Annotated in this window: 10 protein-coding genes and 1 tRNA gene; 8 read left to right on the forward strand and 3 right to left on the reverse strand. The window is 51.8% G+C overall.

What is annotated here, in order from left to right:
* Positions 1–93 precede the first annotated feature (93 nt).
* Positions 94–2,991 carry a family 78 glycoside hydrolase catalytic domain gene (locus H6815_02270; GenBank protein ID MCB9859253.1) on the forward strand — a complete coding sequence of 966 codons (2,898 nt, stop codon included), beginning with the start codon at positions 94–96 and terminating at the stop codon, positions 2,989–2,991.
* 56 nt (positions 2,992–3,047) lie between these two features.
* Here the strand turns inward: H6815_02270 and H6815_02275 are convergent, their stop codons facing one another.
* Positions 3,048–3,272, reverse strand: a complete 225-nt coding sequence (locus H6815_02275; protein MCB9859254.1) for a hypothetical protein — start codon at positions 3,270–3,272, stop codon at positions 3,048–3,050.
* 492 nt (positions 3,273–3,764) lie between these two features.
* On the opposite strand from H6815_02275, the gene H6815_02280 reads away from it, so the two are divergent.
* The 5 genes from H6815_02280 to H6815_02300 all read left to right on the forward strand — a co-directional run bounded on the left by H6815_02280 (position 3,765) and on the right by H6815_02300 (position 7,393).
* A complete protein-coding gene (locus H6815_02280) occupies positions 3,765–4,106 on the forward strand; it encodes a hypothetical protein (protein MCB9859255.1) in 342 nt (113 codons plus the stop codon).
* 61 nt (positions 4,107–4,167) lie between these two features.
* The gene (locus H6815_02285) at positions 4,168–5,523 is read left to right on the forward strand and encodes a hypothetical protein (GenBank protein MCB9859256.1); all 1,356 of its coding nucleotides are present in this window, start codon (positions 4,168–4,170) and stop codon (positions 5,521–5,523) included.
* Positions 5,524–5,557: 34 nt separating this feature from the next.
* Positions 5,558–6,109: a hypothetical protein gene (locus H6815_02290; GenBank protein MCB9859257.1), complete on the forward strand. Its 552-nt coding sequence runs from the start codon at positions 5,558–5,560 to the stop codon at positions 6,107–6,109.
* A gap of 121 nt (positions 6,110–6,230) precedes the next feature.
* The gene (locus H6815_02295; protein ID MCB9859258.1) at positions 6,231–6,500 is read left to right on the forward strand and encodes a hypothetical protein; all 270 of its coding nucleotides are present in this window, start codon (positions 6,231–6,233) and stop codon (positions 6,498–6,500) included.
* A 26-nt stretch (positions 6,501–6,526) separates the two neighbouring features.
* Entirely contained in the window at positions 6,527–7,393 is an 867-nt protein-coding gene (locus tag H6815_02300; GenBank protein ID MCB9859259.1) for a transposase, read from the forward strand.
* A gap of 72 nt (positions 7,394–7,465) precedes the next feature.
* Here H6815_02300 and H6815_02305 read toward each other — a convergent pair.
* Both H6815_02305 and H6815_02310 read right to left on the reverse strand, forming a co-directional pair.
* Positions 7,466–7,537 (reverse strand) — tRNA-Gly (locus H6815_02305).
* 159 nt (positions 7,538–7,696) lie between these two features.
* Complete coding sequence (locus H6815_02310; protein ID MCB9859260.1) at positions 7,697–9,763, reverse strand: thioredoxin family protein; 2,067 nt, start codon at positions 9,761–9,763, stop codon at positions 7,697–7,699.
* Positions 9,764–10,026: 263 nt separating this feature from the next.
* Here H6815_02310 and fliM point away from each other — a divergent pair, with 263 nt between their 5' ends.
* Together fliM and H6815_02320 are read left to right on the forward strand one after the other, a co-directional pair.
* A complete protein-coding gene (fliM, locus tag H6815_02315) occupies positions 10,027–11,136 on the forward strand; it encodes a flagellar motor switch protein FliM (GenBank protein MCB9859261.1) in 1,110 nt (369 codons plus the stop codon).
* Positions 11,137–11,329: 193 nt separating this feature from the next.
* Complete coding sequence (locus H6815_02320; GenBank protein ID MCB9859262.1) at positions 11,330–12,211, forward strand: HDOD domain-containing protein; 882 nt, start codon at positions 11,330–11,332, stop codon at positions 12,209–12,211.
* Positions 12,212–12,256 lie beyond the last annotated feature (45 nt).

The raw sequence follows: 12,256 nt of genomic DNA on the forward strand, positions 1-12,256 counted from the left end.
ATCGGCAGTCAAGTGCTAGAATAATGATCACACCAAAGCCGAGAGAACCAGCAGATGAAATTGCGATTAATCTTTCTAGCTGTGATTCACCTGATGCAACTTGTCCATTATTCGGTTGCTCAGCCATTGATCGCAACCGAACTTCAATGCGAGCATCTTGTTGATCCGATTGGGCTCGACAAGACGCAACCGCGGCTGAGCTGGATCGTAGAATCGAACGAACGAAACGCATATCAGGTGGCGTATCGCATTTTGGTTGCATCCTCTCTTGAGAATCTTGATACGGATGTGGGCGATCTTTGGGACACTGGAAAGATACAGACAAACGACACGATCGGCATTATGTATGGCGGATCACCGCTTGGATCACGGCAGCGGTGCTACTGGAAGGTGATGGCGTGGAACAACCGAGATGAACCCAGCGAGTGGAGCACGCACGCATCTTGGGAAATGGGCTTGCTGTCAAAGTCTGATTGGCATGCGCAATGGATCGACGTGCAGCCGATACGAACGCCGGTTATTATCGAAAAGGCGGAGTACTACGCTGTCGATGATTCCGTGCGTGTCGATGTCACAAACATAGTGCAGCAGGTTGTTGATGCAGGCGAGTCACCAGTTGCAAGCAATGAAGCACTTGGCGGTGATCCTGCCTTTGGGATTCGCAAACGCCTTGAAGTTCACTACAAAGTCGAAGGCATCTCTATGCACACAGATGTTGCTGAAGGCGCAACAGCAAATCTGAACAACACGCAGTTGCCATATCTCCGCCGATCATTTACCGTCGAAAAACCTGTTCGTCAGGCTCGGTTGTACGTATCTGCCCTTGGCTTGTACGAGCCATATATCAACGGCGACCGTGTCGGCGATGCCTGTCTCGCGCCGGGCTGGACCGACTATCGAAAGCGTGTGCACTACCAGATCATTGATGTAACATCACACCTTCACCAAGGACGTAATGTGCTCGGTGCGCTGGTTGGTCCGGGCTGGTTTGCTGGAAGGGCTGGTTTGTTCCACGCCCGCGCTTTTTATGGAGATACGCCAGCGCTGATTGCACAGCTTGAGATTACATACAAGGATGGTACTACTCTGTCTGTTGTTTCAGATGAATCATGGCACAGGCATGATGGGCCAATTGTGTCATCCGACATTATGGACGGCGAAACATATGATGCCCGTGCGGAAATCGACAACTGGTGTGCCATCTCTTTCGACGACAGCAACTGGATGTCCGCTACAACACGTGAAGAAGACAGAAATCTTGAGTGGGCGCCGGATCTTCCTGTTCGCGTGCTGGAGCAGCTGCCAGCACACCAGGTTACTCAGCCAACACCTGGTCGATGGGTTTTCGATCTTGGTCAGAACATGGTTGGTGTTGCTCGCATCAGCCTGAATGAATCGCCGGGAACTGTCATCACAATACGCCACGCTGAGATGCTCAACTCTGATGGCACGCTGTACAGGGACAATCTGCGGGGGGCTGCTGCGACAGACACGTATGTGTGCCGAGGCGGTGGCAGCGAGACATGGTCGCCGCGATTTACATTTCATGGATTCCGGTACGTCGAACTCTCGGGGCTTTCCGGCCAGCCATCATCAGATGCTGTCACCGGGATCGTACTTGGATCAGATCTGCCATCATCGGGAACATTCTCATGTTCCGACGAGCGGCTCAATCAACTCTATTCTAACATTGTCTGGGGGCTGCGTGGGAACTACCTCAGCATTCCGACAGACTGTCCGCAGCGCGATGAACGCATGGGCTGGATGGGTGACGCACAAGCTTTCATTCCAACTGCCACTTATATTGCGAATGTCGCCCCGTTCATGACAAAGTGGATGCAGGATGTGCGAGATGCGCAGCGTGAAGACGGAGCCCACTCTGATGTCGCTCCTGTTATGTTTAGGCTTAACTATGGCACCCCTGCCTGGGCGGATGCGTGCGTCCTTGTGCCTTGGACAATCTATGAGATGTACGGAGACATACGAATCCTGGAAGAAAATATCGAATCGATGACACGCTGGGTCGACTGGTGCCAAGAACACAGCACTGATCTAATCCGCGATCGCGATCGTGGCAACGATTATGGTGACTGGCTCTCCATCGATGCGGATACGTCAAAGGAACTCATTGGCACTGCGTATTTCGCGCGCTCGACAGACCTTCTTGCGAGATCGTATCAGACCATAGGACGTACAGATAAAGCCGACCAATACAGCGATTTGTTCAACGGCATTCGAGATGCATTTGTGACAAGATATGTTGATGAAGACGGGCGCATCATGAATGGCACGCAAACTGCTTATCTTCTCGCGCTCACCTTTGATCTGTTGCCAGAAGACCGGCGTAACAACGCAATCGAATATCTCATCGACGAACTTCGCGGTCGAGGCTGGCGACTCAATACCGGGTTCATTGGTGTGGGCTTGCTCCTACCAACTCTCGACAACGCAGGACACCCGGATGTTGCGTATCGCCTGCTTATGCAGGATGAGTTTCCGTCATGGCTTTACAGTGTGAAGCATGGCGCAACAACGATATGGGAACGGTGGAATGGGTGGACTCCAGACGAGGGTATGAATGATCCGGGCATGAACTCATTCAATCACTACGCGCTGGGCTCGTGTGGTCAGTGGCTCTTCTCGGGTGTAGGTGGAATCCGTCCTGATGATCCTGGCTTCACACGAATCACCATCCAACCACATATTGGTGGTGGGCTGACCTGGGCCGAGACTTCTTTCCGATCTGTCTGCGGACAGATTGCAACCCGCTGGGACATCAAAGACGATAAAATCACATTGAATGTCCAGATCCCTGCAAATACATCAGCAACGATCTATCTGCCAACTCACAACATTACTTCCCTGCGCGAATCCGGCATAACTATCTACCAGCTGCAAGGTGCACAAATAGTTCAGCAAGACGCGAACATGGTTGTGCTTAAAGTCGGCTCGGGCCGGTACACATTTACCGCGGATTATCGTCTGCCTTGACCTGCGCCAATGCCAGAGATCACCCGCAGCATCCGCGTGACGCAATCACATGTCGGCTACGACTCGGCGGTGTTTTGCAAAGCTATCACCGTGCTGACGAATGAGTTACTGGTTGTATTAGTTATTGCACAGGTCAGGTCAAGTGCGAGTGTCTCGACCATTTCATACCCATTGGTCTGAAGCACCTCGACTATCTGGTCTTTGAGTATGTAGAGCACTACCACACCGAGCGACCGCATCAGGGATTGCAGAATCGACTCATCATCAAAGCTCGTGATCACCCTCAGAATCCAGGTAGAGTGATCGCATGTCGGTCACGGCTCGGCGGTGTATTGCGGAGCTATCACCATGCAGCAGAATGAGTTACGGGCCGCATTCGTTTTTGCACAGGTCAACGCGAGTATCGATCCCGTGCCCTTGTCTTGGAGCGATATTAAAGCGACCGGGGCTCTCTCTGACGATAAGGGCGGTTGGGCGAGTCTTTATGTGCTCACCGCTTGCAAGCACGATACTATGCGACCCCATTGGCCGATCTCCGGGGTTGGTGGTAAGTACGTATACAAGGGATTCGGCTCAAAAGCGAGAATTATCGATAGTTATCTGATACCGCAATCATTTCTCGAATCAAGGAGGCACAGTCGATGCTTAAAAAGCTGGGGCCTACGTTGGTCCAAATCGGATTGCTTTCCCCATAGTATAACAGCGCGTCGAGAACATTTGGTAAAACCACCTATTTGTTTTTTAAGAGCGGATTTATTACAGTAGCATGCAGAGTGACAATCGGGGAAGCTGAAATGGCATTTCATCAACTGGAGATCAATCGCTATGATAGTTCATCACATGCGATTGCCCATGCAATAAGGCGAAGAAATCGTGATCTGGAGTGTATCATGACCGTGATCAATGAGTTGAATGCAACGGGCGATTCTGGACTCCCAATATCGGTTCTGGAACAACGACTTGCACCGCCGCATGATGAAAAGCTCATAGATTCTCTTGAGGAACTTTTGGCCTATGGAGTAGTGATGATAGTTCCTCGGCACAATTTTGTTTTATGTTCTGATTGGAAAGATCGCCTTGAGGATATGAATATCGTAATTCAGACTACTCCATGATGATGCCTAGTCGGGACCAAGAAAGGACTCGCTCTTGACTTCTGTGATAGGTGATCTCGATGTGGAGCACTTCGAATATTGGAGAGGCACTGTAGCCTTACTGTATGCTCGTGTTGTTGAGCTGCAGTCTGATCTGAGAGAACCGCTTTCTTCAAACACAGTAGGTCAGTATCTTAAAATACGACTCGAAAAGCTCGCAACTCGATTTAGCAACGAACTCAAAAAGCCATATTATGACAATGCTTCACCCTATATCTACTCAATGAGCGCCGGTGATCGGTCCCGACTCATTGGTTTATCAGAGCAACTTCATCATATCGACTATGTTGCTAGAGAGTTGCCCCATTTCACCTCCAGGGGATTGGTACGTAGAAGACTCCCTCCAGCGGCAGACGGCATTGAACGGGTGATTGCGCTGCTGTATGCTGTAATTGCTGATGTCATGAAGTGTATCCACTGCACTGCACTGGGCTTTGAAAAGCGTGAACCAATTGTAAGATGGAGGTGGACCACTGAATATATGCACGACTCATTTTGGAATATTTCTAGATTTCCTGCAACAGACTTAGTCCGTGCATACATGTGGCCGCTCATCGGGCACGAGATAGGCCATTCCATATATAAAACTATCATGGATCGTCATGTTCAGCACATAAATGTGGATGTCTATAACAATTTGGAGAATGTCAAAGCAAAAATATTTGGATTGTACCATAAGTGTGCGACGAGATTGCAAATTGACCCAGAGCTTTTAACCACGGCCGATGTAAGCAAGATGCAATTAGAAGAGTTTTTTGCGGACGCTATCGGCGCACATCTATTTGGATTCGCGTACTTTGACGCAATATTTCGATACATGGGAGCAACAGGGGATCTAAGTGTGAGTGCGAGTGATTATGATATCAATATGCGATTTCATGATCAGGAAGCCCGACAAGCCGTACTTGATAATGTCAACAGGCGTATGAACGCGGAGTTTTCTAACAGTCTGGGCCAGGCTCATCCGATGACCATCGTTCGGCTTGCTTGTATCGCCAAGATGTGTGATATTAACAAGCATGAGGTGGCGATTACTGGTTCGGTGTTTAAGTCGCTTGAAAGCGAATTGCCTCAACTTCCGGGATGGACTAATTGGCATAAGGGATTATGGAGAGTCCTAGATAGGCAGTTGAGTTCACTCGCCAACAGTCTTTCTGAATATATAGTGAATCTGTTTCCACAAATAGGTCTGACCGAGCAGCACTACCTACATGTAAGCGAGATATCACAATCATATTCAACAACCGCGATGGCGAACGTACAGAGTCCTGATAGTCGAGTTATTGTTATCGCAGACGCCCTTGTGCGGAGACAGAAGAGAAGCATGGGAACAGCTGCGGGTTGTTTTGTAACACCTATTTGTGCCGTGGCACAATAGCTGGGAATATAAGATGCCGAGAGCATTAATACTTGTGTCAACAAACGCCAACTGGGAGAAGACCCAAGAGAAATTAGATGAACTCTTGGGCGACGTCAAAGTAATTAAGGAGACAAACGCCGTCATTGAGTCATGGTGTTCATGCATGGGGCATGCTGATTATGCCTTGCGAGTATTTGGATCTTCGCTGGAGAGTATCAAACGCCTGTCTGCGACGATTAGAGAAAAGCTTGCAAGCATAGATGGCACGGATAACAATCATGTTTCTACCGAGTCTATTGTAGGGTCGTCTTATCTTGATCGAGAAGGTCCGACTTACGTTGCTAAAGAGTTGACAAGAGTGACTGCGTTGATAGATCAATGTGCTGAACAGCATAAATTGGACGGGAAGCAAAGCGAATATATTGCGTTCTATGCACTCACTATCGCTGAGAATATAAGAGCTATGATTGAAAATATGAAGCGTGTGAGTGCCAACGATGCGCTTGCAAAGGTGTCGCTACAAACTGTGTTGAACAAACTGCAAGATTTATCGCTAAGCGAGCCTTTGTTTATCAAAGGGAGGGCTGTCGAAGCAGGGGTGTAGCTTAGGCAGGCTGTCCGCATCAGAAGAGACAGAGCCTCTAATCCATTCCCCTCCAAACACTCAACTCCCCCATGATTCTCGGCTCTAATGCTGGCTTCGCTGGTTTTCGATACGCTGCAGTATGAATCAGTTCGTCAAGCCCTTGCAGATGCTCGCGGTGATCGTTGCAGGTCTGCTCAATGAGCAGCAGCAGTTGGCGATCGAGTATCTACGTGAAGAAAATCGAGTCCTGAGAGAGCAGTTTGGGAAGCGTCGGTTCAGGTTCACCGATAAGCAGCGCAGACGTCTCGCAGTTAGAGCGAAGCGGCTTGGACGCAAGAAACTGCATGAAATATGCTGCATTGTGACTCCTGCCACACTGTTGCACTGTTGCACTGGTATCGGAAGTTGATCGCCCGCAAATACGATGGTAGCGAGATGCGAAAGCCAGGCAGACCGCGCGTCATGGAGTACCTCCGCAAGCTCGTTGTGCAGATGGCAACTGATAACGACTGGGGTTATGAACGAATCATTGGTGAACTCAAAGCACTCGGTCATCGCGTCTCTTCATCAACGGTGGCCAACATCCTGCACGAGCATGGGATCGATCCCGCGCCCGAGCGATCGAAGCGTACGACTTGGCGGAAGTTCCTGAAGACGCACTGGTCAGTGCTTGCAGCAACAGACTTCTTCACCGTCGAGGTGTGGACACCACGAGGGCTTACACGATTCTGGGTATTGTTCGTCATTGAACTCGAATCCCGCAGAGTAGAAGTCGCAGGGATCACGTCGAAGCTGTCAGACGCGTGGATGCAGCAGATCGCGAGGAATCTGACCGACGTGTTCGATGGCTTCCTGCTTGGCAAGCGGTTCCTGATTCATGATCGTGACCCCATGTTCACGATGGCATTCCAACGCCTGCTGAGAGAGTCCGGCATTGGCTGCATCAGACTCCCGCCCAGAAGTCCGAATCTCAACGCATACGCTGAACGGTTCGTGCTCTCGATCAAGAGCGAGTGTTTGAACCACATGATTCTGTTTGGCGAACGCCAACTCCGCCATGCCATCGTTGAATATGTTGAGCACTACAACGCAGAGCGCCCTCATCAGGGGTTAGGCAACGTACGAATCGGCAAGCCCTCACCACCCGAGTATGAACCGTCCACAGAAGTTGGTTGCAGTGAACGATTGGGCGGTTTGCTCGCACGATTGCAGAGCGCCGATCTGCGCATGTTGTGCGCGCATTTGTCCTTTGCTGGCATTTGGTGGCGGCTCGTGTCACGAGCGTTCAGGGTGTCAGCGTGAAGCACTTGTAGGTAAGTGGCGCTGTTGTCCGCAGTTGGCTGCTCTAGTCACGCGCTGACACCTGTCTGACAAAGCGGGTGAAGGGATTCGAACCCTCGACATTCACGTTGGCAACGTGACGCTCTACCACTGAGCTACACCCGCACTCAATCCGCTTCCCGAAACATCGGTCCAGCAGGACAGGGAGGATACCGCAAGCAACCCGAGAGTCAACTTCATGCCCCTCTCCAGACGCTCCAAACGCCCATTTGGATCAATCATGCGGGCTGGGAGCCCCCTCTATCGTCTCAGGGCACGGTCTCATTAGCGAGCGTCGGAAGTGCGGGCAACAGATCCTGTGGCCCCCGCCGCATCTAGCGCTTCCAGAACAATCCCGGCAGTATAGTTGTTCGCAATCCACGGTATCTCGCCAACTGACTTTGCAGGAGAGTAGATTGCCAAGGTTGGGATACCAACCTGCCCCAGATCATCATTCAGCACTTTCCAGCCGGGGGCGCTGTTGCTCGTCAGATCTGCAACCAGCGCAACAACATTCGCACCACGCAGTCGGCTCTTTACTGGCTCACGATTCAGCACACCCGCCTTGAGTGCTTTGCAGTTCAGACACCACTCAGCAGTGAAGTCAACAACGACAACCTTGTCCGCCTGGAGTGCTTCACTCAGTGCCTCTTCGGAGAACGGAATCCAGAAGTTGTTCTTTGCCTTGATAGTCGAGTCTACGGCATATGCTCCAGCAAGCGATGCAAAAACCAGCGATACAACACCAAACACAATTCGCCTTCCTGTCCTTGGTGTTATCTGTATTGTTCGCACAAGCAACCAGAAACAACCCCCAAGCACGAATAATGCGACCAGCCAGATGTGAATCTGCTTCCACCACCATGGCATTTTGACATACAGACCAGGACGCTCACTGATAAATGCAACCGCACCAGCACCAACAAACCATGCCGCAGCAGCAAGCATGAACAACCCCATGACCTGCTTGACTAACTCGCTTGCAGGACCAGTCCGTGGAAGCTTGTTGACTAATGAAGGCTTGAACGCCAGAACCAAATACGGAAGCGCCATGCCGATACCGAGCGAGCCAAAGACTGCAAGCACTGTGACCGATGGCATGGTTGCTACTCCAGCAAGCAAAGCACCAGCTACAAAGCCGAAGCACGGCAAGCCGAGCACAGCAGTCATAATGCCAAAGAGGAATGAACCCCACGCAGAATCTGCTTTCGGGTTGATTGAATAGACCCAGTTTGGAAGTCTCGGCGCAAAGGCTCCCATCGAACCAATACCCATCACAGCAATGATGACTCCAAGGCCAAGTGTCACCCACCAGATGCCGAAGATTCGCGAAGGATCCGTCACACTCGACAAGAACGCAACTGGCATTCCGATACCAATCCAGAAGGCAACCACTCCGAGTGCCATCCAGACTCCAAGCAGGATTGACTTGCCATGCGAACCTGCATGCTTGGAAATCGCCATCACTTTCATTGGTATCACAGGCAGCACACATGGTGTTAAGTTCAGAATTAAACCGCCGATAGCAGCAAGTATCGAAAGAACAACCACACCAAAAAACGTATCACCCGATGGGACGGCAACACCGAAGAATCTTTGTTTCTTCGTAGCCTGCAGTTTGGCAGCTTCATTTTCATCGATGGCACTCTCAACACCCTGCACTTGCAACGACGCGCCGTCCGCGCTTTGGAACACGTCTGCATCGAATGCAGCAAAGTCAGTCGCCAGTTCCGATGGAACATCGCTCGGATCAAATGTCGTAGATCCACTTTCAGCAACACGAATGACGACTTCCGCCTGTTGTGTCAACGGCATAAGACACCCGGAGTCGTCGCATGCCTGCGCGTAGTAGTCAAATGTGATCGTGACATCGCCAGGCTTTGCATCGCTAGCAACAGTCAGGGGCACAAATGTCACTGCCCGATCCGAGAACACCGGAACCGAGACCATACCCATACCCGACGCATCAGGAACCATCGCCTCGTGGAGTCCTGCCCACTGGATCGCTCCCCGCCTGACAACACCGCCCGCAGAATCAGAAAGCTTCAGCGTTGTTGTCAGCGCAAACTCAAATCCTGTCGCGGGCAGCGCGTTCTGCTCATCAGCAGGCCATGTGTGGTAGCCGGGGTCGTGCTGCACGATGATGGCAACAGCAAGTTGACCGCCCGGCGCCACCATCGTCGTCGAAGGGACAGCCGAGACCTCCCATCCAGCAGATGGCTGGGCATGCGCACTTTGTGCGCTCAGGCCCGCCAAGCACACCACAACAATGCTGACAACAAGACGGACCATCATGCGATACATCACGTCAGAGGCGGAAACCCGATCCATATATACGTGCGCGTGTGCCAAATGTGCTCTCCAGTGAAGACGGGCCAACTCTGCATTGTTGGTCGTGAGATTCAAACCCGCCCGCATCCTCAGATTGTTCCGCCTCAGCGCAGTCTGACGACCGAAAGAGTCCAGAGTCCGAAAAATATACCAGCTTTTCCCATTTTGCGCCAGCAACCCATGCGCCGCCTGCAGTCGGCCCATGAGGATTCAACGCAATCTCGTGATTCATCCGATGCACAGCCGGAAATCACGTTACCGCATTCCCGATTTGCTCACCGCCCATGGACATACTCGATCAAAGTGAAGTTGATGCATTGCTCGCAGCTGTCGGCGGAGCAGAGCCGGAACCCGAAGAGGACGGCGATCTGTCCGTATTCTCGCGACATCGCACCTCGATCGAGAACGTCGAGATCAGGCCATACGACTTCAAGAGACCCGAGCGCGTCTCCAAGGATCAGATGCGAGCGCTGCAGACGCTCCATGAGACCTTTGCCCGAAACTTTGGTGCTGCTCTCTCAGGATTCCTTCGCACCATTATCGAGGTGCGCGTTGCTACCTGCGAGCAGATGACCTACGCCGAGTTCATCGCAAGTCTGCCAAACCCAACCTCATTCAACCTCATCGGATCGGATTCACTCAACGGGCAGATGTGTCTGGAGATCAGCCCGCTCATCATCTACCCCGTGATCGATAAGCTGCTCGGCGGTTCCGCGCAGGAACTCTTTATCCCCCAGCGTCCTGCGACAGCCATCGAAAACAGACTTATCACACAAGTCATTCGTCGCGCCATGACTTCGCTCTCTGAAGCGTGGGACGGTGTTCGCGAGCTGAAGTTCCATGTCGAGAGCACAGAATCAAATCCACAGCTTGTGCAGATTGTCCCGCCGAACGAGGTCGTTGTTGTTGTGGGATTCGAGATGAAGATGTCAAACCGCGCCGGAACGATCAACCTCTGCATTCCGTACAACGTCATCGAACCTGTGATGGACGATCTCAGCTCTACATCATGGTTCAGCGCATCATTGAAGGGACAGACCCAGGAGATGCGCGAGCGAATCAAGGAATCGATCGGTATTGCTGGTGTGAGTGTCTCTGGTGTACTGACCACAACCACGGTATCTATCCAGGACCTGATAAATCTGTCGGTCGGTGACATCATCATGACAGAAACAAACTCATCAGCACCAGTGACACTGTGCGTCGAAGGCAAGCCCAAGTTTACTGCGATTGTCGGTAAGCATCGCAATAAACGTGCTTTGCAGATCAAGGACAAGATTCAGACAAGCAAGGAACGGAGGCAATCGGCCAAGTCTGCAGACACCGCCGAAGCTCCTGAGATCAATGTTACAGCAGGAAGCAGCGGTCCGATACCGATTCGTCCGACGAAATGACGTTGGTGTGCATGCATTCACGGCTGAAAACAACATCCCCCGGATTGTGCGCGGGATTTGCGCAAGCACCGAGTATCACGAGAAAAAGCACCGGTCCGAGTCACAGACATCACCAAAGTCAGGCATGGAATAAACCGATCGAACATGACGACGCAGCTCGAATCGCGGGCTGAGGCTGCAACGGGGAAATACGATGAGCACACAAGCTGAGCAGGAACAGATCGTCGCAAGCGCAATTCGCGAGATCAGCCACATTGCGACACTGCCCGAGATAACGCTGAAGATTGTCGAACTCGTCGAGGATCCGAAGTCGACCGCGCAGGATCTCCACAAGGTCATCAACAACGATCCTGCACTCTCAAGCCGAATCCTGAAGGTTGTGAACTCATCGTTCTACGGATTGCCTGGACAGATCGGCTCGATCAACCGGGCCATCGTCATGCTCGGTCTGAACGCAGTGAAGAACATCGCCATTGCTGCAAGTCTTGCCAAGCTGTTCCGCGGCGGCGAGTTGACAAACCAGGTCTCGGCCAAAGACATCTGGGAGCACTCGATTGCTGTCGCTGCAACGATGAAGCTGCTCGCTGACCGCCTGAAACTCGGGCTCGCTGACGAGGCATTCCTCGCCGGACTCATGCATGACATCGGTTTGATCGTTGAGATGCAGTTCGACCGGAACAAGTTGATCGATGTTTTCCAGGCTATCGGTCTTGATGGCGATGGCGCACCGTGCCTCGATATGCTCGAAACCGAGCAGCAGGTCTTCGGCGCGAACCATCAGCAGTTTGGCGCAGCACTGTGTGAGAAGTGGAAGTTCCCGCGCAACTTTGCGATTGTCGCGGGTCATCACCATGACCCATTGGCAGTCGCCAAGGAGAACCGCCGCCTGCCGTGTATGGCGTTCATAGCTGATCGCCTGGTCTCAGAGGTAAAGGGCGGGTTCCGCGCCGACTTTGTTGAGTTGACATACCCGAACGATGTCCTTGACGAGTTGGGATTGTCCCTGACCGCACTGGACACGCTCAAGCAGGAACTGCCGAGTCATCTTGACGATGCCTCTGCACTGTTGAGCTAGCGACAAGGTATAAACACGAATAAATATGCTTCTTGACTTTGTCGA

This window comes from Phycisphaeraceae bacterium (assembly GCA_020639155.1).
Classification (GTDB): domain Bacteria; phylum Planctomycetota; class Phycisphaerae; order Phycisphaerales; family UBA1924; genus JACKHF01.